A 23,300-nucleotide genomic window follows, 5' to 3' on the forward strand; every position below is an offset into this window, starting at 1 on the left:
GATTTTTCAGCGGGACTGAATAATGCTCAACCGTTCGCCCACCACCATTTCGGTAATCCAGTCCACCAGGATCGAGGTGTACGCCTGCTGTGAAACGGGCTCGCTCAAGGCGTGATCGGCGCCGTCGATAATCCGGTGGGTCAGCGAATGAGTCTGCTGACAGGCCGCGCGGTAACTCATGATGGTCGCGTGCGGCACATAGTCGTCCGTCTCGGACTCCACCAGCAGCACATCACCGGTGAATTGCGAACAGGCATGCAGCGCGCGGTTGCTGTCGGCGCGAATCAGGGTGCCGCGATAATCACGCAGGTCGGTCTTGTCCAGGTCACGTTTGGGCGTGTGCCATTGATCGTCGCGATACAGCGCCGGCACCCGTAGCGCCAGCCAGCGCACCGGTCGCAACGACGTCAGGATCGCAGCCAGGTAACCGCCATAACTGGTACCCACCACAGCGATGGCCGACGTATCGAGCGCCGGGTGCGCGAGCAGGCGGTCATACGCCGCCAACAGGTCGCGCAAGTTGTCTTCGCGGGTGACGCGCGTCAGCGGAATACCGGTGCCCCCGGTGTGGCCGCGCAAGTCGAACGTCAGGCACACACACCCCAGGCCCGCGATGCCTTTGGCCCGTTCCAGGTCCCGTTCCTGGCTGCCGCCCCAACCGTGCACAAACAGCACGCCGGGAACCTTCGACTTGGGGCTCAGAAAAGTCCCGCTCATCTGTTCATCGTCGATGTCGATCTGAATGGTTTCGCTTCTAGCCGTCATAGGATTTGACCGTTACGTACTTGAGTAGAAAGTCACTGGTTTGCGCTGGCCCGCGATACACCTCGATGGCGTCCGCAGGCAGCGGCTGATCGATGTAGGTTTCGACAGACGACACGCGAATCGCGCGCATCCCCGGATCGTTGACGAAGCTCTGCAACGCCGCCACTTCCGCGCTGCTGGCGCCGCCCATGCGCCAGGATTGCTCCAACACGCCGCTGCGTTGTTGGCCGTTACAGTCCAGGCCCTGGGCGATGTCGTAGTTGCGCCGTGAGGCGTAGAAACCGGGATAGGCCTCGTCCGCAGCGCGGTCGAACACCTGCGCCTGCCGGATCGCCAACCGCACATCGTCAGGCAACGGCAGCTTGAGCAAGTCCTCGTAGTCACCCGGCACCACCAACAGGTTGGAACCGCCATACACCTGCTCGCCTTGAGCATCCTCAGTCAAGTATTGATCACCGCAGTAACTCAGCACGGTGTTGCCGATGAAACTCTGGCCGACGCTGTGGGTGATCACGTTGTCCAGATCCTGTTCCAGCACCACACCTTCTGTGAACAACTTGCTGGCATCGGGCCGGGCAAGAACTTCGTCGAACTGGTCGAGGCTTTCGATCACCTCCTGGCCACGTCCGGCGCAGGCATGTACAGGCTTGAGGCGGATCGGGCCGTTGTGGAGCAAGTGTTCGGCGGCGGGCCGCGCATCGTCGAACGAGAACACGCTGAGGCCGTCCAGCACCACGCTGCGCACGCGCTCGGAAAACAGCGGTGACCAACCTGGCGGGGCGTAGGCATTTTTATTGAGCAAGCCGTGGCTGATGGCTTTGGTGCAGATGAAATCGTGATCGACGTAACCGCCCCACAAATCTTGCGGCCCTTTGACGCCGACTTGCCGGGCGGCATCGGTGCCGACCAGGGTTTGCGTCGGCAGCAGATACAGGTCACGACCGTTGTGCAGTTCCCGATCGAAACTGCCCCCGTACTTGAGGCCCAGAATCTGCGCCAGCCAACGGGCCAGTGCACGATTGGTTTCAACTTCGTGCAAGGGTGCATCCGGGTGCACGGAATGGGCGACCACCAGTTTCCTGCGGTTTGTTGGGGTCATGCGTCCCCCTTCAATCGTCGCTTGATGAGTGTATAGGGAGAGGTGCAGAGATCAGGCCAAGCGGCGGGCGCCGCCAACAACTTTTAAATCAGATAGTTGCGCAAAGCGTAATGGCACCAGGCCTGTTTTATTCTGCACGACAGCCTGCATTTTGCACGACTCATACCTGGCGCATGATCCTGTGGGAGCCGAGCTTGCTCGCGATGGCGATGTATCAGACACATCATTGTTGAATGTTATGGCGCAATCGCGAGCAAGCTCGGCTTGTATGTTTAGACTTGAAGGGGTGGGCGGGACTAAAAGCTCGATTCCGACTCTAGCCAGTACGGACCGTGGGAGACTTCTCGTCCCGCCCCTTCTACCCGAAGCGCCGATAAGGAATTCATCGGTAAAACCGACGATAGAGGCAAGCCAGCGCAAGGGTAAACCCCGACAAGCCCTTAAACCCTAGCTCCGAGGATTCGTCATGACAATCCTTACCTCGCCAACGGTAATCGGTATCGATGTAGCCAAGGCCGAAATCGTCGCTTACCGCGAAGACATGCAAACCACTCAACACATCAACAACGACCGAGAGACTCTTGGGCGTTGGCTCAAAGCTCTGCCTGCGCAAAGCTCAATTGCTTTGGAAGCCACCAGCATTTACCACTTGGACACGGTCGAACTGGCCCATGAAATGGGACACCGGGTTTACGTTGTGGATGCTTATCGTCTGAGCCACTACCGCGAAAGCATTGGCCAACGGGCGAAAACCGACCCTTGTGATGCGCGCCTGCTCGCGCGTTACCTGTCTAGCGAGCAGGATCGACTGCGCCTCTGGAGTCCACCTCCGCAGGCCTACAAGGTGTTGAAAAGTCTGCTTCATAGACGCGCAGAGCTTATCAATGTGCGTGTGGGCATGACGCTGAGTTGGTCAGGTGAACCGCTTCTGAAGGATGAATTGGCCCGGCAATTGAAGTCCTTCAAACAAGCGGAGCAAGCCATCCAGAAATTACTGCACAAAGTCAGCAAAAAGGCAGGCATCACCGAAAACATCAAGCGCTGCAAAGCCATTGAGGGGATCGGTGAGCTTACGGCTATGGGCTTGGCGACCGCATTCATGCGCGGTCACTTCGCCAACGGCGATGCATTCATTGCTTTTTTGGGGATGGACTTGCGAGCAAAGGATTCAGGCAAGAAGAACAGCCCTCGCCACCTGTCCAAAAAAGGCGATACGGAGCTGCGGCGCCTGGCTCACAACGCGGCGATGGCGGCTTGTCGGTCTGCCACCTGGAAACCGTACTATGAGTCCTATCTCGTCAGAGGCTTGGCAAAAACCCAAGCCCTGGTGATCCTCGCCCGCAAGCTATGCCGGGTGGCATTCGCTCTCATGAAAAACCAGAGCGAATACCAGCCAAATTTAAGGCTGCAGGGTTCCCCTGCAACATAGAATCTCCCACATGGGCAATGTAATGATCTGGCTACCGTGGGGTTGCTGCCGTCGGTGAGACACCAAACCGTGTCCGGTAATCGCTCGGCGCCAGCCCGGTGATCTTCTTGAAGGTCGAGCGAAACGCACCGGGGTCCTGATAACCCACGGTCCAGGCGATGTGATCGATGGTGCCGTTGGTGAACTCGAGCATCTCCCGGGCCTTGCCGACCCGCAGGTGCTGGCAATACTCGGTTGGCTTGAGCCCGGTGGCTGCGCGGAATCGGCGCAGGAACGTGCGCTCTTCCAGTCCCGCCCGCTCAGCCATGGCCGTCAGTGACACATCGGTCGCGCCGGTGCTTTGCAGCCAATGCTGGACCTTGAGAATCGACGCATCGCCATGACTGAGAATCGGTGAAAAGTTGCTCCCGCATTCGCTGGCACTGTCGCTGTGTTCCACCACCAGAAACCGCGCCGTGCCGGTCGCAATACTCGGCCCCAGCAAACGGTCGACCAGGCGCAACCCCAACTCGGACCAGGCCATCAGTCCGGCCGTGGTAATCAGGTCGCCGTCATCGACGATGGGCGTGTCAGCCTTGAGTTTGATCGCTGGGTAACGCTCCGCGAAGCCTTTGGCCGAGGTCCAGTGCGTGGTGGCGCTGCGGCCGTCGAGCAGGCCGCTTTCGGCCAATAGAATGGAGCCTACGCAGACGCCTCCGAGCGTCGCGCCGCCCGCGTGTTGCTGGCGAACCCAGTCGAGCAATGCCGGCGGCACCTGGCCTGCGTAAAAACTGGCAATCGACGGCGGGATCAACACAGCCACCAAGGCCGAGTCCGGCGCGGGATGACTGTCGTAGACCCGAACGGGCGCCTGATCGCCCTCTATCCGCCAATGGCTGACTCGCAGCAGCGGCAACTGCGCAGACTGATGCTCGGTGGCGATCCGGTTGGCCACGTCGAACAAATCCGTCAGCCCATGCACCGCCGCCATCTGCGCACCGGGATAAATCAGCACGCCCAGCTCGGCGATTGCCCTTTTTGCATCCATTGTCAGTTTTCCCCCTTCTATTGTCGGTGCGGCCAATCCTCGGACGGCCTGCTAAACCCAATACTTCATCCCACACCCAACAAGCACTTCGAGGAAACAGTCATGGCCAAGCAAGCACTCATCGTAGTTGATATCCAAAACGACTACTTCCCACAAGGCAAATGGCCGCTGGTCGGCGCCGACGCCGCTGCCGATAACGCCGTTCGCCTGCTCAAGGCGTTTCGTGAGGCCGGTGATTCGGTGGTGCACATCCGCCACGAATTCACCTCCGAAGAAGCACCGTTCTTCACCCCGGGCTCCGAAGGCGCAAAGCTGCACCCCAAGGTCCTCAACCAGGCCAATGAGCCGGTGGTCCTCAAGCACTTCGTCAACTCGTTCCGCGAAACCGACCTGAAATCGATCCTCGATGAGCAAGGGGTCAAGGAGCTGGTGGTGGTCGGCAGCATGAGCCACATGTGCGTCGACGGCATCACTCGCGCCGCCAATGACTTCGGCTACGCTGTCACGGTCATCCACGACGCCTGCGCCTCCCGGGACCTGGAGTTCAACGGTGTGACCGTACCGGCTGCCCACGTACACGCCGCCTTCATGTCGGCGCTGGGTTTTGCCTACGCCAAGGTAGTGTCCACCGACGAGTTCCTCGCCGCCAGCTTCTAAATGTAAACGCCCGATTCACGTACTTCATTGGAGATCATCGACATGGCTACTCTGACGACTCGCGAAGGCAACACCCTTTACTACAAGGACTGGGGCAGCGGACAACCGGTGGTGTTCAGCCACGGCTGGCCTTTGAGCGCCGACAGTTGGGAATCGCAGATGCTGCACTTCGCCAACAACGGTTTCCGTGCCATCGCGCATGATCGTCGGGGCCATGGCCGGTCGAGCCAGCCGTGGGACGGCAACGACATGGATCACTATGCCGATGACCTGGCCGAGTTGATCGAACACCTGGATTTGAAGGACGTGATTCTTTTCGGCTTTTCTACCGGCGGCGGTGAAGTTGCACGCTACATCGGTCGCCACGGCACACGCCGTCTGGCCAAGGCCGGGCTGATTTCCGCCGTACCGCCGCTGATGCTGAAAACCGAGAGCAATCCCAAAGGCCTGCCAATTGAAGTGTTTGACGGCATCCGTGCGGCGTCTATCGCCGACCGGTCGCAGCTCTACAAGGATGTTGCCAGCGGGCCGTTCTTTGGCTTCAACCGCCCCGGCGCCACGTCATCGCAAGGGTTGATCGACTCGTTCTGGATGCAAGGCATGATGGGCGGTCACAAGAACACCCTGGACAGCATCAAGGCCTTCTCGGAAACGGATTTCCGTGACGACCTGAAAAAGTTTGATGTGCCGACCTTGATCATCCACGGCGATGACGACCAGATTGTGCCGATTCAAGCGGCGGGGCTTGAGAGCAAGCGATTGATCGAGCATGCCGAGCTGATTGTGTATCCGGGAGCGCCGCATGGGCTGACGGATACCCATAAAGAGCAAGTGAACGCGGACATGCTGGCCTTCGCCAAAGGCTGAGAAATACTTTGAAATACCACAGGGCCCGCCATGCTGCGGGCCTTTTGGCGTATGGCCGAAAAAACTCACGCGTGAGCCATTGAAGACGCTGTGCTTTGGGCGTAGGGTTTCTCACGCGTGAGATGTTCACAACGGAGTCACTGCCATGCAAAGCCGCTCCCCGTCAGGTTCGCCTGTCGAGCCTGCTGCATCAAAGAGCCCCAAGGGTGAGCGCTCGAAACCGTCCGCGAAAAAACCATCGAGCTTCTACATGAAGCAGATGCGCGCGGGCCTGGCAGCCGCCGGTTATGTGAAACACGAGACTTGGGTGCTTCCCGAAAACCGAAGCTTGCTCAAGCAGATGGAGCAACAGCTACGCCAACCGATTCTGGCTGGCTCATTCATGTCGGAGAATTACATGAGCGCAGGCAACAACTGGAACATCGATAGCCTCTTCAACGCCCTGAAGGCCCTCGACGAAGTGGTTTCGAACGACATCACCCTTTCCCTTGTTCAAGGCTCCGAGTCCAGCATCAAGCTGGAAATGAACGATTTCGGTGGCTTGCCGATTTACATCGCGGTGGTGGGCGATCAGATCATCGTGGATACCGTGCTGGTCGACGTTGAATCCATCCACGACGTGCCGGCCTTCAACGACGCCGTGTTGCGCAGCCGGGAAATGTTCCCGCTGTCCTCCATCGGTATCGAGTCCATGCCCAACGGCCAGGTCGTTTACAACATGTTCGGCGCGCTGAGTTCCGACTCCAGCCTGACCAACGTGGTGACCGAGGTGAAAACCCTGGTCGACAACGTCCAGCGTGCCAGCGAAGCCTTCGAACGCTTCTTCAAGTAATTATCAGGAAAGGAAGATCCAATGACTCAGTCCATCTGGAGCAAACTGTTCACCGCGCTGCGTGGCGGTGCCAGCGAAGTTGGCGAAGCAATCGTCGACCAACAGGCCCTGCGCATCCTCGACCAGGAAATTCGCGATGCTGACAGCGCGCTGGCCAATGCCAAGCGCGAGCTGGTCACCATCATGGCCAAGCACAAACTGTCGGCCGACCGCGTCAGCGAGTACCACGCCAAAATCAAGGACCTGGAATCCAAGGCCATGGCCGCGATCCAGGCCAACCGCGAAGACCTGGCGATGGAAGTGGCCGAAGCGATTTCGACCCTGACCAACGAACTCGATGTCGAGCAAAAGCAGGCCACCGAATTCGGCGGTTACGCGGACAACATGCGTAAAGACATCACCAAGGCCGAAAACCGCATCAAGAGCCTGCGCCAGCAAGTGGACATGGCCAAGGCCCGCGAAAGCGTGCAGAAAGCCCAGGTCAGCGCCTCCATCGCCAGCGGCGGCGCCAACGGCAAGCTGGAAACCGCCGTCGGCACCCTGAACCGTTTGCAGGCCAAGCAGCAGCAACGCGCTGCAGAACTGGAAGCACAGGACCAACTGGCCGACGCCTCGACTGGCACCGATCTGGAACGCAAACTGCGCGAAGCCGGCATCACGCCGAACGAAGGCAGCGCCAACGCGATCCTGGAACGCCTGAAGCAAAAGTCGGCCGAGTAATCGACCCGGCAACACCCCGAAAAGAAGGGCATTGATTGCCCTTCTTTTTTTGAGTCGAGGGCAACGATGGACACCCTGAAGGGTTTCAAGATTATCGCCGGCCTGGCCATCGTCATGGTCGCGCTGCAAGTGATCAATTTCGCCACCGGTTACAGCCTTATGGCGTTCGGCCTGGTTCCCAGAACCGTGCATGGACTGATGGGCATCGTCACTTCACCTTTTTTGCACGCGTCCTTCTCGCACCTGAGCGCCAACCTGATTGCCTTTTTGGTACTGGGTACGCTGGTGATCGTCGATGGGCTCAATCGGTTCATGGCCGTCAGCGCCATCATTATTCTGCTGGGCGGCTCGCTGGTCTGGCTGTTCGGTTTTACCGGCGTACACATTGGCGCCAGCGGTTGGGTTTTCGGGCTGTGGGCGTACATTCTGTCGCGCGCCTGGTTCCAGAAGAGCTGGGGCAACGTTATGACGGCAGGCCTCGTTGCCTTGTTGTACGGCGGATTGGTCTTTGGCTTCCTGCCTCGTCGGGGCATTTCATTCGAAGGGCATCTGTTCGGGGCATTCGCCGGTTTTATTGCAGCCAAGGTACTTCTATCTGCACCACGCAGCAGGTTTAATGCCGCCCGTTAACGCATTCGGGCACACCGACACCGAGGCGATGACTTCGCCAGGAACGCGTGCCCCACAGAGTCAGGGACGAAATGTCGATATTCCTTTTATTACGCCTGTATGCCTCGTCCCTGTTCCACCGTTTCGGCTGGGCGGGCCTGGTGATTGCGTTGGGCATCCACCTGACCACCGCCTGGCTGGGGCTGGTGTTGCTGGGCGAACATCAGCTCACCACCCCCGCCACGTTTACCTACTTCTATCTCACCACCACGCTGACCGTCGGCTATGGCGACCTCGCGCCGCAGACCTCGGCCGGGCGGATTTTCGTGGCGACCTGGGTCATGCTCGGCGGCATTGCGCTGCTGACAGCGGCGATTGGCAAAACCACCAGCAGTGTTATCGATGCATGGAGAAAAGGCATGAAGGGCAAAGGAGATTTCACCGGTAAGGTCGGCCATACGGTTCTCATCGGCTGGGAAGGCGCGTGCAGCGAACGGGTCATTGAATTGTTGTTGCAGGACGAAACCTCCAACGACAACCTGATCGTGATTTGCGATTGCACCCTTGAAGAAAACCCCATGCCGGGCAAGGCCAGCTTCATCAAAGGTGACAGCCTGTCCTCGGCGGCGTTATTACTGCGCGCCGGTGTTCCGGGTGCCGAGCGCGTGCTGGTGCGAACCCCGTCAGACGATTTGACCCTGGCCACCGTGCTGGCGGTCAATCAACTGAACCCCATCGGGCACGTGGTCGCGCATTTCAATGAAAGCGAAATCGCCGCACTCGCCAGCGCCTACGCCCCCACCCTGGAATGCACCTCAAGCATGGCCATCGAGATGCTGGTGCGCGCCTCTCAGGACCCGGGATCGTCCATGGTCATCAATGAGTTGCTGTGCGTGGGTGAAGGCGCCACCCAATACCTGATGAAACTGCCCGAAACGTATGAGGCCACCTTTGGTGACTTGTACGCGCAGATGAAAGAACGCCATAACGCCACCCTCATCGGCTATCGCGCCAAAGGCGCCCAACACCCTTCGATCAACCCGCCCAACGCGACACGCGTTGAGGGCGGCGAACTCTTCTACATCGCCTCCACTCGCCTCAAGGAGATCTCCCATGGGATGGTTTAAACAGTTGATGGGGCTTGAGGCCCCGAACGCGAATACCGATTCGAAATGGACCGCCAGTGAAACCCTGCCGGCAGCGGGCCCACTGGGCCTGGGGTTGGGCAAAGGTGTGATGTTCGACACCAGCCTGAAATTGTTGCTCGACGGCAACACCACCGTGACGATTCCGGGTTCCCAGCAGATCTGGAGCAACGGCACCATCGATCTCGGGCAGTCTACCTGGCTCTCGCGCTACTACATGAACGACGAAGAATACTGGCTGCAGGTGCACACCACCGGCGATATCGCCGGGCAGGTCGAGTCGGTGATCCTGTTCAACTACCTCAGCTACATCACCATCAGCAGCGAGGCGGAATTGCGCCGACTGGCCGGCCCGCAAAGCCTGATCGGCTTGCCGACCTACACCCACAACGGCGTCGAATACACCCGCGAATGGGGCACCGAGAATGGCCAGACCGAATTGGTGGCGCTGAGCGAACAGCTGAAAAACCCGGAGGACGCCTACAGCATCGAGCACCGTTCAATGCTGTACGCCCGCGAAACCGGCCTGACCGATCGCCGGGAATTCCTGCTGTTCTCCGTCGAAGAAGACGCTGAAGGCACCATCAGTTTGAGCACGTCGCTGGGTGTCTCGCTGTACACCACCGACCTGAACACTTTTTAACAAGGAAGACGTCCATGCTAGAAGCACTCTCCATCTCTCTGAACCCGGCGGCTGTGCTCGGGTTTGTTTCGTACATCCTCGGCGCCGCTGTGTTGTTCGCGCTGTTCCAGTTCATCTACACCCGCATCACGCCGCACAAAGAGTTCGAACTGATCCGCTCGGGCAACGTGGCGGCCGCCATCGCCCTCGGTGGTGCCATCATTGGTTTCGCCATCCCGGCCAGCAATGTGATTGCCTATTCGATCAGCCTGCTCGACTTCGTTGTCTGGGCCGTCATCGCCGCATTCGTGCAACTGCTGGCGTTCTTGATGACCAGCCTGGTACTCAAAGGCACCTCGGAGCGCATCAAAAAAGGTGAAATCGCCGCGGGCATTTATGTGGCGGCAGTGGCCATCAGCGTCGGCATGCTCAACGCCGCGTGCATGACCCCTTCCCAGAACTGATCGCGCAGCGGAGATTTCGATGAAACGAAGCAAGTACGTTCAGCTCTCGCTGGCCGCATCGGTCGCCATGGCGATATCCGGTTGCGGGCCAACGGAAAAAACCTATGCGGTGCAGAAGAAGTACAACTTCCAGTCCGTCCAGCAATGCGCCGATGAAAAACTCCCGGTGGACGTCTGCTCCGATGCCTACATGAGCGCCATGGCCGAGCATCGTCGCATTGCCCCGGTGTACGACAACCAGGCCGATTGCGATGCCGATTTTGTCGCCGACTGGTGCCAGCAGGACTCGACCGGCAAGTTCATCCCCAGGCTGGGCGGCTTCGAGCTGACCGCTGATGGCCAGGTGACGCAATCCCAGGTGGACGCCGCCAAGGCACAACTGCCGGCCTCGGAAGCCAACACCGGCGGCTCGGGGTTTTCCACCAGCAGCCTGCTGACCGGGCTGTTGATCGGCAACATGCTGAGCAACAACCGCAACAGCTATTACTCCCAACCGGTCTACCGCTACCGCGATGATCGCGGCAACTATGGCTCCTCAACCCTCAACCAACGCATCGCCAACGGTTCGACGTTCAACCGGTCCAACCAGGCGAAGTACGGCGGCAGCGGCAGCTACAGCAACACCATCAGCAAATCGGCAAGCAAGCCGGTTTCTTCCGTTGCCTCGTCGACGTCGCGTGGCGGTTTCGGCAGCAAGGCCAGCGCACGCAGCGGCTGGGGCGGCGGGTCGAGCAGTTAAGGAAACCGGGCCATGAAGAAGATCCATTGCGCAGAGCGTCATGACTGGAAACAGACCGCCGAAGGTCTCGGCTTTCTGTTTCACACCATCGATGGCGAACCCTATTGGGACGAGAGCGCGTATTACCAGTTCACGCTCAAGCAAATCGAAAACGATCTGGAGGACCCGACCACCGAGATCCATGAGATGTGCATGGACCTGGTGGCCCGCGTGGTTCAGAGCGAGGAGTTGCTGGAACGCCTGAGTATTCCGTCGGCGTTCTACGACATGATTCGCACATCATGGCTTGAAGGTCACCCGCACCTGTATGGGCGCATGGACTTCTCCTACAACGGCACCGGGCCGGCCAAGTTGCTGGAACTCAACTACGACACGCCGACCAGCTTGTATGAGGCGGCGGCGTTTCAATGGGGCTGGCTGGAGCAATGCATCGAACGCGGCTTGCTGCCCAAGCATGCCGACCAGTTCAATAGCATCGACACCAAACTCCATCAGGCCTTTGCTCAACTGCAGCTCAAACAGCCCTTCTATTTCGCCTCGATGAAACACTCGGTCGAAGACAAGGGCACCACCGACTATTTGCGACTGGTCGCGGAAAAGGTCGGCATAGAATCCCGGCACATCGATATCGAAGACATCGGCCTCACCAGCGACGGACGATTCGTCGATCTCGAAGATCGCTGGATCCCGCACTTGTTCAAGCTGCATGCCTGGGAATTCATTTTCCACGAGCCCTTCGGCGCCGCGATTACCCAGAGTGACACCCAGTTTTTCGAGCCGGCGTGGAAATCCACCATCTCCAACAAGGGCATCCTGCCGTTGCTGTGGGAGTTCAACAAAGGTCACCCGAACCTGCTCGCCGCTCACCTGGACACGGATCCGAACAAAGCGGTGCCCAAGGGCTGGGTGCGTAAACCGTTCTTCTCCCGTGAAGGCGCCAACATCGAGCTGCAAACGGCCGATGGCCTGATCGTCAAAGAAGATGGGCCCTACACGGATGCGCCGTTTATCCTCCAGGAGTTCGCCCCGCTGCCGAAGTTTGGCGACAGCTATACGCTGATTGGCTCTTGGGTGATTGGCGATCAGGCCGCCGGTATTGGCGTGCGGGAAGACAACAGTTTGATCACCAAGGATTCGAGCCGGTTTTTGCCGCACCTGATACTCGACTGAGCAATACGTCGTGCATAAGAAACCCCGGTGCCGTGCATCGGGCGTTCGGGTGAAAACAGGGCTAAACCAAGGTCAAGACGAGACAACGACAAGACTTACGCCCGAAAAGCCGGATAATGGCGGCCAATTCGTCTAGCCCGTTATTCTGGTAATCCCCCATGGAAATCAAGGTCAACTTTCTCGACAACCTTCGGCTTGAAGCAAAGTTCGATGACTTCACGGTGGTGGCCGACCAGCCTATTCGCTACAAGGGCGATGGCTCGGCACCGGGTCCGTTCGATTACTTTCTGGCTTCGTCGGCGTTGTGTGCGGCTTATTTCGTGAAGTTGTACTGCGACACTCGCAGTATTCCCACCGATAACATCCGCCTGTCGCAGAACAACATTGTTGATCCGGAAAACCGCTACAACCAGATTTTCAAGATTCAGGTCGAGTTGCCGGCAGACATCTCCGACAAGGACCGCCAGGGCATCCTGCGCTCCATCGACCGTTGCACCGTGAAAAAAGTGGTGCAAGCCGGGCCTGAGTTTGTGATCGAAGAAGTGGAAAACCTCGACGCCGATGCCCAGGCGTTGCTGATGCCTGCTTCTAACTCAGAGGCGAGCACTTATATTGCCGGCAAGGACCTGCCGCTGGAGCAGACCATCGCCAACATGTCGGCCATCCTCGCTGACCTGGGCATGAAGATTGAAATCGCTTCGTGGCGCAATATCGTTCCCAACGTGTGGTCGCTGCACATCCGCGATGCGCACTCGCCAATGTGTTTCACCAATGGCAAGGGCACGACCAAAGAAGGCGCGTTGGCGTCGGCGCTGGGCGAGTTTATCGAGCGACTCAACTGCAACTTCTTCTACAACGACCAGTTCTGGGGCGAAGACATCGCCAACGCGCCGTTTGTGCATTACCCGGACGAACGCTGGTTCAAGCCTGGTCGCAAAGATGCGCTGCCGACTGAAATTCTCGACGAACACTGCCTGAAAATTTACAACCGGGACGGCGAGCTGCGTGGTTCCCATCTGATCGACACCAACTCGGGCAATGAAGAGCGTGGCATTTGCTCGCTGCCATTCGTGCGTCAGTCGGACGGCGAGGTGGTGTATTTCCCGTCCAACCTGATTGAAAACCTGTTCCTCAGCAATGGCATGAGCGCCGGCAACACGCTGGCCGAAGCCCAGGTGCAGTGCCTGTCGGAGATCTTCGAACGCGCGGTCAAACGCGAAATCATCGAAGGTGAGTTTGCCCTGCCGGATGTGCCAGCCGATGTGTTGGCGAAGTACCCGGGGATTCTCGCCGGGATTCAGGCGCTGGAAGAGCAAGGGTTCCCCGTGCTGGTGAAGGATGCGTCCCTGGGCGGCGAATTCCCGGTGATGTGCGTCACGCTGATGAACCCGCGCACCGGCGGTGTGTTCGCCTCGTTCGGCGCGCACCCAAGCCTGGAAGTGGCACTGGAGCGCAGCCTGACCGAATTGTTGCAGGGCCGTAGCTTCGAAGGCCTCAACGATCTGCCTCAGCCGACGTTTGAAGGTCATGCGGTGACCGAGCCGAATAACTTCGTCGAGCACTTCATCGACTCCAGCGGCGTGGTGTCGTGGCGCTTCTTCAGTGCCAAATCAGACTACGAATTCGTGGAGTGGGACTTCTCCGGCCAGGGTGAAAACTCGAATGCCGAGGAAGCCGCGACCCTGTTCGGCATTCTCGAAGGCATGGGCAAGCAAGTGTACATGGCGGTCTACGAGCACATCGGCGCCAAGGCGTGCCGCATCCTGGTGCCGGACTACTCGGAAATCTATCCCGTGGACGATCTGATCTGGGATAACACCAACAAAGCGCTGTTCTTCCGCGCCGATATCCTCAACCTGCATCGTCTGGACGAAGAAGAACTGCAATCGCTGGTTGAGCGTCTGGTGGAAAGTGAGCTGGACGACTACACCGACATCACCAGCTTGATCGGCATCGAATTTGACGACAACACGGCGTGGGGCCAACTGACGATTCTTGAGTTGAAGCTGCTGATTTATCTCGCCTTGCAGCAATTCGAAGAGGCGAAAGAGGCAGTGGAAATGTTCCTGCAGTACAACGACAACACGGTTGAGCGCGGCTTGTTCTACCAGGCCGTCAATGTGGTGCTGGAAATGAAGCTGGACGAAGACCTGGAACTGGAAGACTACGAGGCCAATTTCCGCCGGATGTTTGGCAACGAGCGCACGGATGCAGCGATCGGCTCGGTGGACGGCAGCGTGCGTTTCCATGGCTTGACGCCGACCAGCATGAAACTGGAGGGGCTCGACAGGCACCTGCGGTTGATCGATAGCTACAAGAAACTGCACTCGGCGCGGGCCAATGTGACCACGTTATCCCGTTAACAGCGCCCACAAAAAAAGCGAAGCCAGATCAATGGCTTCGCTTTTTTTGTTTACGGTTCTGAAAAAGCTACGGATCAGAACGGGATATCGTCATCAAAGCTGTCGAAATCCGGAGCCGGTTGCGGTGCGGCTTGCTGTGGAGCCGGACGCGACTGTTGTGGCGCCGACTGCTGCGGACGTGGTGCCTGTTGGCGTGGGGCCGGAGCGGATTGCTGGTAGTTGTTGCCACCACCTTGTTGGTCGCCCTGTTGTGGACGGCCGCCCAGCAGTTGCATGGTGCCTTGCATGTCGACCACGATTTCAGTGGTGTAACGCTTGATACCGTCTTTTTCCCACTCGCGGGTCTGCAGCTTGCCTTCGATGTATACCTGCGAACCTTTACGCAGGTATTCGCCGGCGATTTCGGCAACCTTGCCGAACATCGACACACGGTGCCATTCGGTCTTCTCGACCTTCTGACCGGTTTGCTTGTCGGTCCATTGTTCGCTGGTCGCCAGACTCAGGTTGGTCACGGCGTTGCCATTTGGCAGGTAACGAACTTCAGGATCCTGGCCGCAAGTACCGACCAATATGACTTTGTTAACCCCACGGGCCATTGCGTTCTCCTAGGCTTCGCACGCTGTCGCGGCCGGGTTGTTCACCAGACGCTCAAGCGTGTTGCGATCCAATAATTCTGTGTCCAATTTGATGTAAATGGCGGCTTCATCGGCAACGACAATTGCATCGGTAACCCCTGTAACGGCCTTCAGGCGCTCGATCAGGCCAGCTTCACGAATCGCTTCGGGCGACAACGGCAAGCGCAGGCTCGTCACATAGGGAGGTTCACGCATGGTAACAGCAAAGGCCAACCAAAGTGCAGCCAGCCCGGCACATCCCAGGAATACAACCGACAAACCGCCATGCTGAAACATCCAGCCGCCGAGGATACCGCCCAGTGCCGAACCGAGGAACTGGCTGGTGGAATAAACCCCCATCGCCGTGCCCTTGCCGCCTGCTGGTGAAACCTTGCTGATCAGCGATGGCAACGAAGCTTCCAGCAGATTGAACGCGGTGAAAAACACCACCGTCCCGATCACCAGAGCCCGCAGGCTATCGCCGAACTGCCAGAAGAATAGCTCAGTGAGCATCAGCGTCAGCACTGCGCCCAATAAAACTCGTTTCATTTTGCGTTTCTTCTCGCCGTAGATAATGAACGGGATCATGGCGAAGAAAGAAATCAGCAGAGCTGTCAGGTAGACCCACCAGTGCTGCTCTTTAGGCAAACCGGCTTTTTCAACCAGCGCCAAAGGCAACGCGACGAAGCTCGACATCAACATCGCGTGCAACACAAAAATGCCCAGGTCCAGGCGCAACAGGTCCGGATGTTTGAGCGTCGGTAACAGCGCCTGACGCGCGACACCCGACTCTCGGTGCTGCAACGGGCCGGTGGACTTTGGCACCATGAACATCACGATCACGATACCGAACAGCGCCATGCCACCCGTGGCGAGGAACAATCCGGACAGGCCGAAGGCACGGGTCAGCAACGGTCCTACGACCATGGCGACCGCGAACGACAAACCGATCGTCATGCCGATCATGGCCATGGCTTTGGTCCGATGCTGCTCGCGGGTCAGGTCTGACAGCAAGGCCATGACGGCGGCAGAAATCGCCCCCGCGCCCTGCAGGACTCGTCCGGCGATGACGCCCCAGATCGAATCGGCATTGGCCGCCAGCACACTGCCGAGCGCGAAGACGATCAGCCCCAGGTAAATCACCGGGCGGCGGCCAATGCGGTCGGAAATGATGCCGAATGGAATCTGAAAGATCGCCTGGGTCAGGCCGTAAGCGCCAATCGCCAGCCCGATGAGGGCCGGTGTTGCACCTGCCAGATCCATCCCATAGGTCGCCAGTACCGGCAACACCATGAACATGCCAAGCATACGGAATGCGAACACCAGGGCCAGACCGCTTGCTGCGCGGGTCTCACTGCCACTCATGCGTTCGCTGTGGGGATCGTGCATGGAAAAACCTCATGTGAACCGGCCGCGATTCTACCAGTCCCATCGATTGACAGGGTATATCGCGACGCTTTGACGCGTTCTGCTGACAGACTCTTCATCTAAGACAATCATCCACTCGTTTGATAGTGTGCATCCATCCAGTATTTGGCCGTATACTCCTACGTTTTCGACGCCCGCCAAGCGAGGCCACTTTTGGACAAGATCCTGATTCGTGGGGCCCGGACCCACAACCTGAAGAACATCGACCTGACCCTGCCACGGGACAAACTGATCGTCATCACCGGCCTGTCCGGGTCGGGCAAATCGTCCCTGGCGTTCGACACGCTGTACGCCGAAGGCCAGCGCCGCTACGTCGAATCGTTGTCGGCCTACGCCCGGCAGTTTTTGTCGATGATGGAAAAGCCTGACGTCGATACCATCGAGGGTTTGTCGCCAGCCATTTCCATCGAACAGAAGTCGACCTCGCACAACCCGCGCTCGACGGTCGGCACCATCACCGAAATCTACGACTACCTGCGTCTGCTGTATGCGCGCGTGGGTATTCCGCGCTGCCCGGATCACGACATTCCACTGGAAGCACAAACTGTCAGCCAGATGGTCGACCTGGTCCTCGCCCAACCGGAGGGCAGCAAACTGATGCTGCTGGCCCCGGTCATCCGCGAGCGCAAAGGCGAGCATCTGTCGGTCTTCGAAGAACTGCGCGCCCAGGGTTTTGTCCGGGCCCGGGTCAATGGCCGGCTCTGCGAGCTGGACGAATTGCCCAAGCTGGATAAACAGAAGAAGCATTCGATCGATGTCGTGGTCGACCGTTTCAAGGTTCGCGCCGATCTGCAACAGCGCCTGGCCGAATCGTTCGAAACCGCACTGAAACTGGCTGACGGCATTGCGCTGGTTGCGCCGATGGACGACGAACCGGGTGAAGAAATGATCTTCTCCGCGCGCTTCGCCTGCCCGATTTGCGGCCACGCCATCAGTGAGCTCGAACCCAAGCTGTTCTCCTTCAACAACCCGGCCGGCGCTTGCCCGACCTGCGACGGCCTGGGTGTGAAGCAGTTTTTCGACATCAAGCGATTGGTGAACGGCGAGCTGACACTGGCAGAAGGCGCGATTCGCGGCTGGGACAGGCGCAACGTCTATTACTTCCAGATGCTCGGGTCGTTGGCGTCCCACTACAAATTCAGCCTGGAAGTGCCATTCAACGAACTGCCGGCCGACCAACAGAAATTCATCCTGCATGGTAGCGGCTCGCAAAACGTCGACTTCAAATACCTGAACGACCGTGGCGACATCGTCAAACGCTCTCATCCGTTTGAAGGCATCGTGCCGAACCTTGAGCGCCGCTATCGCGAAACCGAGTCTGCTTCGGTGCGTGAAGAGCTGGCCAAATTCCTCAGCACCCAGTCGTGCCCGGACTGCCGGGGCACGCGCCTGCGGCGTGAAGCCCGGCACGTGTGGGTAGGCGAGAAGACGCTGCCCGCAGTGACCAATCTGCCGATCGGGGATGCCTGCGAGTATTTCGAGGTTCTGAAGCTGACAGGCCGTCGCGGCGAAATTGCCGACAAGATCCTCAAGGAAATCCGCGAACGCCTGCAGTTTCTGGTGAACGTGGGCCTCGACTATCTTTCGCTGGATCGCAGTGCGGACACATTGTCCGGCGGCGAGGCCCAGCGGATTCGCCTGGCCAGCCAGATTGGTGCCGGCCTGGTGGGGGTTCTGTACATCCTCGATGAACCGTCGATTGGCCTGCACCAACGCGATAACGATCGGTTGCTCGGGACGCTCAAGCACCTGCGCGACATCGGCAACACGGTGATCGTGGTCGAGCACGATGAAGATGCGATTCGCTTGGCCGACTACGTGGTGGACATCGGTCCGGGCGCTGGCGTACACGGTGGCCATATTGTCGCCGAAGGTACACCGGCCGAGGTCATGGCTCACCCGGATTCATTGACTGGCAAGTACTTGTCGGGTCGGGTGAAGATTGCTGTTCCGGCCAAACGCACACCGCGTAACAAGAAACTGTCGTTGTCGCTCAAGGGCGCTCGCGGTAACAACTTGCGCGACGTTGACCTGGAAATTCCGATTGGCCTGTTGACCTGCGTGACCGGTGTATCGGGCTCTGGCAAATCGACGCTGATCAACAACACACTCTTCCCGTTGAGCGCAACGGCGCTCAACGGCGCAACAACGCTTGAAGCTGCCGCTCACGACAGCATCAAGGGCCTGGAGCATCTGGATAAGGTCGTCGACATCGACCAAAGCCCAATCGGTCGTACACCACGCTCCAACCCGGCGACTTACACCGGTCTGTTCACTCCGATTCGTGAGCTGTTTGCCGGCGTGCCGGAGTCTCGTTCACGGGGTTACGGCCCGGGACGCTTCTCCTTCAACGTGAAAGGCGGACGTTGCGAGGCCTGCCAGGGCGACGGTTTGATCAAGGTGGAAATGCACTTCCTGCCAGACATCTATGTCCCGTGCGACGTCTGCAAAAGCAAGCGCTACAACCGTGAAACACTGGAGATCAAGTACAAGGGCAAGAGCATCCACGAAACCCTCGAGATGACCATCGAGGAAGCCCGGGTGTTCTTCGATGCGGTTCCAGCCCTGGCACGCAAACTTCAGACGCTGATGGATGTGGGTTTGTCGTACATCAAACTGGGGCAATCGGCGACCACACTGTCCGGCGGTGAAGCGCAACGGGTGAAACTGTCCCGTGAACTGTCCAAGCGCGATACCGGCAAGACGCTGTATATCCTCGATGAGCCTACGACCGGTCTGCACTTCGCGGACATTCAGCAATTGCTGGATGTGCTGCACCGCCTTCGCGACCACGGCAACACCGTGGTGGTAATCGAGCATAACCTCGACGTGATCAAGACCGCTGACTGGCTGGTGGACCTGGGCCCGGAGGGCGGTTCCAAGGGCGGGCAGATCATTGCCGTCGGTACGCCGGAAGAAGTCTCCGAGATGAAGCAGTCGCATACCGGCTTCTACCTCAAACCGCTGCTGGAGCGTGATCGAGCCTGAATCCGGCTCGAAAAAAAGCCCCTGTCACTGACTCAGTGACAGGGGCTTTTTTATATCGGTGCAATCAGGCGTGGGATTGCAGGTAGTTCTCGAGACCGATCAACTTGATCAGACCCATCTGCTTTTCAAGCCAGTAGGTGTGATCTTCTTCGGTGTCATGTAACTGGATCCGCAGCATCTCGCGGCTGACATAGTCCTTGTGCTGCTCGCAGAGCTTGATGCCCTTGCAGAGTGCGGCGCGGACTTTGTATTCCAGGCGCAGGTCAGCGGCGAGCATCTCCGGCACGGTGGTGCCGACATCAAGGTCGTCGGGACGCATGCGCGGCGTGCCTTCGAGCATCAGGATACGGCGCATCAGGGCATCCGCATGCCCCGCCTCTTCTTCCATCTCGTGATTGATACGTTCGTAGAGCTTGGTGAAACCCCAGTCCTCATACATCCGCGAATGGACGAAATATTGATCACGTGCCGCCAGTTCGCCAGTCAGCAACGTGTTGAGGTAATCGATTACGTCTGGGTGGCCTTGCATCGCCCTACATCTCCCTGCTTGAAAGTCTGTAGTTTGAACCACGACGACTGATTGGTCACTCCGTTTGCGCGATAAAAGCGAAGATATTCTGAGAAAAGTGGTTTAAATAACGCAAAAACCGCCCAATCGAGGGCGGTTCTGCTTCTCATTTAGACTTCGTTAAGCTGTACGTTGAGCAGCTTTGCGATTGCTTCTCCATACGCAGGATCGGCTTTGTAGAAATGCTGCAATTGACGGTCAACCACATCGCTGGAAACCCCAGCCATTGCGCCGGCAATATTGCTGACCAGCAGCCTTTTCTGCTCATCGCTCATTAAACGGAACAACGCACCGGCATGGCTGTAGTAGTCGGTATCTTCGCGGTGATCGTAGCGATCAGCCGCCCCGCTCAGCACCAACGGCGGCTCTGCATAATGAGGCGCTTGCTTCGGCGAAGCGACATAGCTGTTCGGCTCATAGTTAGGCGTTGCACCGCCGTTGCTGCCAAACGCCATCGAACCATCACGCTGGTAGCTGTTCACCGGACTGCGAGGCGCATTCACCGGCAGTTGCTGGTGATTGGTGCCAACACGGTAGCGGTGAGCATCCGCGTAGGCGAATACGCGACCTTGCAGCATGCGATCAGGCGACAGACCGACACCCGGCACCATGTTGCTCGGACCAAACGCCGCTTGCTCGACCTCAGCAAAGTAGTTCTGCGGATTGCGATTGAGCTCCAATTCGCCTACTTCAATCAGTGGAAACTCTTTCTGCGACCAGGTCTTGGTCACATCGAACGGGTTCTCGTAATGCTCTGCTGCCTGAGCCTCAGACATAATCTGGATGCAAACACGCCATTTGGGGAAGTCTCCGCGCTCGATTGCACCAAACAGGTCACGCTGGGCGTAATCCGGATCAGTGCCCGCCAGGCGTGCAGCATCTGCCGGAGCGAGGTTCTTGATCCCTTGCTGAGTCTTGTAGTGCCACTTCACCCAATGCCGCTCGCCGCTGGCGTTGATCAGGCTGTAGGTGTGACTGCCGAAGCCATGCATGTGACGGTAACCGTCAGGAATGCCGCGATCCGAGAACAGGATCGTGACCTGGTGCAACGCCTCGGGTGAGTGCGACCAGAAATCCCACATCATCTGCGCACTTTTCAGATTGCTTTGCGGCAAGCGTTTTTGAGTGTGAATAAAGTCGGGGAATTTCAAAGGATCGCGAATGAAGAAAACGGGCGTGTTGTTGCCGACGATGTCCCAGTTGCCTTCCTCGGTATAGAACTTCAGGGCGAAGCCACGTGGATCGCGCTCAGTGTCGGCCGAACCACGCTCACCACCAACAGTGGAAAACCGCAGGAACGTCGGGGTTTGCTTGCCCACGGACTCGAACAGTTTAGCGCTGGTGTATTGGGTGATATCACGCGTTACGGTGAACGTTCCGTAGGCGCCCGAACCTTTAGCGTGCACGCGACGCTCAGGGATGTTTTCACGGTTGAAATGGGCGAGCTTCTCGATCAGGTGAAAATCGTCGAGCAGCAGCGGGCCACGAGGGCCGGCGGAGCGAGAATTCTGGTTATCGGCGACAGGAGCGCCACTGGCGGTGGTAAGCGTTTTACTTTGGCTCATGCGATCTCTTCCTTTGTCAGTCTTTCACTGCCGGCTAATCGGCTGAAAAGGAGTATTGCTCACCCACGTTACACCTACAAATTCATTAACATTTTGTAATCGATAGAAAATTTCTAAGATACTTTCGACCGCACACAAAAAACCGGGCACTAGGCCCGGTTCTTTGTTTCAGACTGACGTCTTACTCGGCGGATACAGCTTCGCCAGCAGTAGCACGATCAACCAACTCGACGTACGCCATAGGCGCGTTGTCGCCAGCGCGGAAGCCGCACTTGAGGATGCGCAGGTAGCCACCCTCACGGGTAGCGTAACGCTTGCCCAGGTCGTTGAAGAGCTTACCAACGATAGCTTTCGAACGAGTACGGTCGAAAGCCAGACGGCGGTTAGCCAGGCTGTCTGTCTTGGCCAAAGTGATCAGCGGCTCAGCAACGCGACGCAGTTCTTTAGCTTTCGGCAGTGTAGTTTTGATCAGCTCGTGCTCGAACAGCGACACTGCCATGTTTTGAAACATGGCCTTGCGGTGCGAGCTAGTGCGGCTCAGGTGACGACCACTTTTACGATGACGCATGGTTCATTCCTTACCAAACACGACGTTCGGTGATTACGACGATCAGGCAGTCGCCTTGTCGTCCTTCTTAAGACTTGCAGGCGGCCAGTTGTCGAGGCGCATGCCGAGGGACAGACCGCGGGAGGCCAGAACGTCCTTGATTTCAGTCAAGGATTTCTTGCCAAGGTTCGGAGTCTTCAACAGCTCTACTTCGGTACGCTGAATCAGGTCACCGATGTAGTAGATGTTTTCCGCCTTAAGGCAGTTAGCCGAACGTACAGTCAGTTCCAGATCGTCAACCGGGCGAAGCAGGATCGGATCGATCTCGTCTTCCTGCTCAACAACCACTGGCTCACTGTCACCTTTGAGGTCGACGAACGCAGCCAACTGCTGTTGCAGAATGGTTGCAGCGCGGCGGATAGCCTCTTCAGGATCCAGAGTACCGTTGGTTTCCAGATCAATAACCAGCTTGTCCAGGTTAGTACGCTGCTCGACACGGGCGTTTTCCACCACGTATGCGATACGGCGAACCGGGCTGAACGAAGAGTCAAGCTGCAAGCGACCGATGCTGCGGCTTTCGTCTTCATCGCTCTGACGCGAGTCTGCCGGTTCATAACCACGACCACGAGCTACGGTGAGCTTCATGTTCAGGGCGCCGTTAGACGCCAGGTTAGCGATTACGTGATCGGGGTTAACGATCTCGACATCATGATCCAGCTGAATATCGGCAGCGGTAACCACCCCCGAACCCTTCTTCGACAAGGTCAGCGTAACTTCGTCACGACCGTGCAGCTTGATAGCCAGACCTTTAAGGTTCAACAGGATTTCAATTACGTCTTCCTGTACGCCTTCGATGGCGCTGTACTCATGGAGTACACCGTCAATCTCGGCCTCGACTACTGCACAGCCGGGCATTGAGGACAACAGGATGCGGCGCAGCGCGTTGCCCAGGGTGTGGCCGAAACCACGCTCGAGAGGCTCGAGAGTGATCTTGGCGCGGGTTGGACTGACAACCTGCACATCAATGTGGCGGGGTGTCAGGAACTCATTTACCGAAATCTGCATGGATGCACCTATTTTCT

General features: G+C 58.1%; 22 protein-coding genes. 13 read left to right on the top strand and 9 right to left on the bottom strand.

Annotation, left to right across the window (positions count from 1 at the left end):
• Nucleotides 1–6 precede the first annotated feature (6 nt).
• Together LOY55_RS27270 and LOY55_RS27275 are read right to left on the bottom strand one after the other, a co-directional pair.
• Entirely contained in the window at nt 7–765 is a 759-nt protein-coding gene (locus LOY55_RS27270) for a S9 family peptidase (protein ID WP_223525629.1), read from the bottom strand.
• Nucleotides 755–1,864, bottom strand: a complete 1,110-nt coding sequence (locus LOY55_RS27275; protein ID WP_223525630.1) for a DUF3182 family protein — start codon at nt 1,862–1,864, stop codon at nt 755–757. The genes LOY55_RS27270 and LOY55_RS27275 overlap by 11 nt, the downstream gene beginning before the upstream one ends.
• A 466-nt stretch (nt 1,865–2,330) precedes the next feature.
• On the opposite strand from LOY55_RS27275, the gene LOY55_RS27280 reads away from it, so the two are divergent.
• Nucleotides 2,331–3,293 (top strand): IS110 family transposase, encoded by a 963-nt coding sequence (locus LOY55_RS27280; RefSeq protein ID WP_046031124.1) that lies wholly within the window; start codon nt 2,331–2,333, stop codon nt 3,291–3,293.
• 31 nt (nt 3,294–3,324) lie between these two features.
• On the opposite strand, the gene LOY55_RS27285 is transcribed toward LOY55_RS27280, so the two are convergent.
• A complete protein-coding gene (locus LOY55_RS27285; protein ID WP_046028825.1) occupies nt 3,325–4,320 on the bottom strand; it encodes a GlxA family transcriptional regulator in 996 nt (331 codons plus the stop codon).
• Nucleotides 4,321–4,422: 102 nt separating this feature from the next.
• Here LOY55_RS27285 and LOY55_RS27290 point away from each other — a divergent pair, with 102 nt between their 5' ends.
• The 11 genes from LOY55_RS27290 (at nt 4,423) to LOY55_RS27340 (ending at nt 14,508) form a co-directional block, all read left to right on the top strand.
• Nucleotides 4,423–4,977 (top strand): cysteine hydrolase family protein, encoded by a 555-nt coding sequence (locus tag LOY55_RS27290; RefSeq protein WP_046028827.1) that lies wholly within the window; start codon nt 4,423–4,425, stop codon nt 4,975–4,977.
• Between the two features lie 42 nt (nt 4,978–5,019).
• Nucleotides 5,020–5,844, top strand: a complete 825-nt coding sequence (locus LOY55_RS27295; RefSeq protein WP_046028829.1) for an alpha/beta fold hydrolase — start codon at nt 5,020–5,022, stop codon at nt 5,842–5,844.
• 250 nt (nt 5,845–6,094) lie between these two features.
• Nucleotides 6,095–6,676, top strand: a complete 582-nt coding sequence (locus LOY55_RS27300) for a YjfI family protein (protein ID WP_175648965.1) — start codon at nt 6,095–6,097, stop codon at nt 6,674–6,676.
• 21 nt (nt 6,677–6,697) lie between these two features.
• A complete protein-coding gene (locus tag LOY55_RS27305) occupies nt 6,698–7,396 on the top strand; it encodes a PspA/IM30 family protein (protein WP_046028833.1) in 699 nt (232 codons plus the stop codon).
• A 66-nt stretch (nt 7,397–7,462) separates the two neighbouring features.
• Entirely contained in the window at nt 7,463–8,026 is a 564-nt protein-coding gene (locus LOY55_RS27310; RefSeq protein ID WP_109787313.1) for a rhomboid family intramembrane serine protease, read from the top strand.
• 71 nt (nt 8,027–8,097) lie between these two features.
• A complete protein-coding gene (locus LOY55_RS27315; RefSeq protein ID WP_046028838.1) occupies nt 8,098–9,132 on the top strand; it encodes an ion channel in 1,035 nt (344 codons plus the stop codon).
• Nucleotides 9,119–9,793, top strand: coding sequence for a DUF2491 family protein (locus LOY55_RS27320; protein ID WP_046028840.1), 675 nt, complete (start codon nt 9,119–9,121; stop codon nt 9,791–9,793). Before LOY55_RS27315 ends, LOY55_RS27320 begins: the two co-directional genes overlap by 14 nt.
• A gap of 14 nt (nt 9,794–9,807) precedes the next feature.
• Nucleotides 9,808–10,236 carry a DUF350 domain-containing protein gene (locus tag LOY55_RS27325; RefSeq protein ID WP_027924370.1) on the top strand — a complete coding sequence of 143 codons (429 nt, stop codon included), beginning with the start codon at nt 9,808–9,810 and terminating at the stop codon, nt 10,234–10,236.
• A 19-nt stretch (nt 10,237–10,255) separates the two neighbouring features.
• Nucleotides 10,256–10,975: a DUF1190 domain-containing protein gene (locus LOY55_RS27330; RefSeq protein ID WP_046028842.1), complete on the top strand. Its 720-nt coding sequence runs from the start codon at nt 10,256–10,258 to the stop codon at nt 10,973–10,975.
• 12 nt (nt 10,976–10,987) lie between these two features.
• The gene (locus tag LOY55_RS27335; RefSeq protein ID WP_223525631.1) at nt 10,988–12,145 is read left to right on the top strand and encodes a glutathionylspermidine synthase family protein; all 1,158 of its coding nucleotides are present in this window, start codon (nt 10,988–10,990) and stop codon (nt 12,143–12,145) included.
• Nucleotides 12,146–12,303: 158 nt separating this feature from the next.
• The gene (locus LOY55_RS27340; protein ID WP_223525632.1) at nt 12,304–14,508 is read left to right on the top strand and encodes an OsmC domain/YcaO domain-containing protein; all 2,205 of its coding nucleotides are present in this window, start codon (nt 12,304–12,306) and stop codon (nt 14,506–14,508) included.
• Nucleotides 14,509–14,582: 74 nt separating this feature from the next.
• On the opposite strand, the gene LOY55_RS27345 is transcribed toward LOY55_RS27340, so the two are convergent.
• Together LOY55_RS27345 and LOY55_RS27350 are read right to left on the bottom strand one after the other, a co-directional pair.
• On the bottom strand, nt 14,583–15,104 hold the full coding sequence (locus tag LOY55_RS27345; protein WP_046028847.1) for a single-stranded DNA-binding protein: 522 nt from the start codon (nt 15,102–15,104) through the stop codon (nt 14,583–14,585).
• Between the two features lie 9 nt (nt 15,105–15,113).
• The gene (locus tag LOY55_RS27350; protein ID WP_109787308.1) at nt 15,114–16,511 is read right to left on the bottom strand and encodes an MFS transporter; all 1,398 of its coding nucleotides are present in this window, start codon (nt 16,509–16,511) and stop codon (nt 15,114–15,116) included.
• Between the two features lie 192 nt (nt 16,512–16,703).
• Here LOY55_RS27350 and uvrA point away from each other — a divergent pair, with 192 nt between their 5' ends.
• Nucleotides 16,704–19,538 carry an excinuclease ABC subunit UvrA gene (gene uvrA / locus LOY55_RS27355; protein WP_109787307.1) on the top strand — a complete coding sequence of 945 codons (2,835 nt, stop codon included), beginning with the start codon at nt 16,704–16,706 and terminating at the stop codon, nt 19,536–19,538.
• A 64-nt stretch (nt 19,539–19,602) separates the two neighbouring features.
• On the opposite strand, the gene bfr is transcribed toward uvrA, so the two are convergent.
• The 4 genes from bfr to LOY55_RS27375 all read right to left on the bottom strand — a co-directional run bounded on the left by bfr (nt 19,603) and on the right by LOY55_RS27375 (nt 23,283).
• The gene (bfr, locus tag LOY55_RS27360) at nt 19,603–20,067 is read right to left on the bottom strand and encodes a bacterioferritin (RefSeq protein ID WP_223525633.1); all 465 of its coding nucleotides are present in this window, start codon (nt 20,065–20,067) and stop codon (nt 19,603–19,605) included.
• Between the two features lie 149 nt (nt 20,068–20,216).
• Complete coding sequence (locus LOY55_RS27365; protein ID WP_046028856.1) at nt 20,217–21,671, bottom strand: catalase; 1,455 nt, start codon at nt 21,669–21,671, stop codon at nt 20,217–20,219.
• Between the two features lie 181 nt (nt 21,672–21,852).
• The gene (gene rplQ, locus LOY55_RS27370) at nt 21,853–22,239 is read right to left on the bottom strand and encodes a 50S ribosomal protein L17 (RefSeq protein WP_003176402.1); all 387 of its coding nucleotides are present in this window, start codon (nt 22,237–22,239) and stop codon (nt 21,853–21,855) included.
• A 42-nt stretch (nt 22,240–22,281) separates the two neighbouring features.
• Nucleotides 22,282–23,283 carry a DNA-directed RNA polymerase subunit alpha gene (locus LOY55_RS27375; protein WP_003186012.1) on the bottom strand — a complete coding sequence of 334 codons (1,002 nt, stop codon included), beginning with the start codon at nt 23,281–23,283 and terminating at the stop codon, nt 22,282–22,284.
• Between the last annotated feature and the right edge of the window lie 17 nt (nt 23,284–23,300).

This window comes from Pseudomonas sp. B21-040 (genome assembly GCF_024748695.1).
GTDB lineage: Bacteria > Pseudomonadota > Gammaproteobacteria > Pseudomonadales > Pseudomonadaceae > Aquipseudomonas.

Excerpts from the sequence above, each read along its gene's own strand:
- LOY55_RS27310 (WP_109787313.1), top strand. The coding sequence starts at position 7,463 with ATGGACACCCTGAAGGGTTTCAAGATTATCGCCGGCCTGGCCATCGTC.
- LOY55_RS27305 (WP_046028833.1), top strand. The coding sequence starts at position 6,698 with ATGACTCAGTCCATCTGGAGCAAACTGTTCACCGCGCTGCGTGGCGGT.
- rplQ (WP_003176402.1), bottom strand. The coding sequence starts at position 22,239 with ATGCGTCATCGTAAAAGTGGTCGTCACCTGAGCCGCACTAGCTCGCAC.
- LOY55_RS27315 (WP_046028838.1), top strand. The coding sequence starts at position 8,098 with ATGTCGATATTCCTTTTATTACGCCTGTATGCCTCGTCCCTGTTCCAC.
- LOY55_RS27345 (WP_046028847.1), bottom strand. The coding sequence starts at position 15,104 with ATGGCCCGTGGGGTTAACAAAGTCATATTGGTCGGTACTTGCGGCCAG.
- LOY55_RS27335 (WP_223525631.1), top strand. The coding sequence starts at position 10,988 with ATGAAGAAGATCCATTGCGCAGAGCGTCATGACTGGAAACAGACCGCC.
- LOY55_RS27365 (WP_046028856.1), bottom strand. The coding sequence starts at position 21,671 with ATGAGCCAAAGTAAAACGCTTACCACCGCCAGTGGCGCTCCTGTCGCC.
- LOY55_RS27325 (WP_027924370.1), top strand. The coding sequence starts at position 9,808 with ATGCTAGAAGCACTCTCCATCTCTCTGAACCCGGCGGCTGTGCTCGGG.
- LOY55_RS27290 (WP_046028827.1), top strand. The coding sequence starts at position 4,423 with ATGGCCAAGCAAGCACTCATCGTAGTTGATATCCAAAACGACTACTTC.
- LOY55_RS27350 (WP_109787308.1), bottom strand. The coding sequence starts at position 16,511 with ATGCACGATCCCCACAGCGAACGCATGAGTGGCAGTGAGACCCGCGCA.
- LOY55_RS27375 (WP_003186012.1), bottom strand. The coding sequence starts at position 23,283 with ATGCAGATTTCGGTAAATGAGTTCCTGACACCCCGCCACATTGATGTG.
- LOY55_RS27320 (WP_046028840.1), top strand. The coding sequence starts at position 9,119 with ATGGGATGGTTTAAACAGTTGATGGGGCTTGAGGCCCCGAACGCGAAT.
- LOY55_RS27270 (WP_223525629.1), bottom strand. The coding sequence starts at position 765 with ATGACGGCTAGAAGCGAAACCATTCAGATCGACATCGACGATGAACAG.
- bfr (WP_223525633.1), bottom strand. The coding sequence starts at position 20,067 with ATGCAAGGCCACCCAGACGTAATCGATTACCTCAACACGTTGCTGACT.
- LOY55_RS27285 (WP_046028825.1), bottom strand. The coding sequence starts at position 4,320 with ATGGATGCAAAAAGGGCAATCGCCGAGCTGGGCGTGCTGATTTATCCC.
- LOY55_RS27280 (WP_046031124.1), top strand. The coding sequence starts at position 2,331 with ATGACAATCCTTACCTCGCCAACGGTAATCGGTATCGATGTAGCCAAG.
- LOY55_RS27295 (WP_046028829.1), top strand. The coding sequence starts at position 5,020 with ATGGCTACTCTGACGACTCGCGAAGGCAACACCCTTTACTACAAGGAC.
- LOY55_RS27300 (WP_175648965.1), top strand. The coding sequence starts at position 6,095 with ATGAAGCAGATGCGCGCGGGCCTGGCAGCCGCCGGTTATGTGAAACAC.
- LOY55_RS27330 (WP_046028842.1), top strand. The coding sequence starts at position 10,256 with ATGAAACGAAGCAAGTACGTTCAGCTCTCGCTGGCCGCATCGGTCGCC.
- LOY55_RS27275 (WP_223525630.1), bottom strand. The coding sequence starts at position 1,864 with ATGACCCCAACAAACCGCAGGAAACTGGTGGTCGCCCATTCCGTGCAC.
- LOY55_RS27340 (WP_223525632.1), top strand. The coding sequence starts at position 12,304 with ATGGAAATCAAGGTCAACTTTCTCGACAACCTTCGGCTTGAAGCAAAG.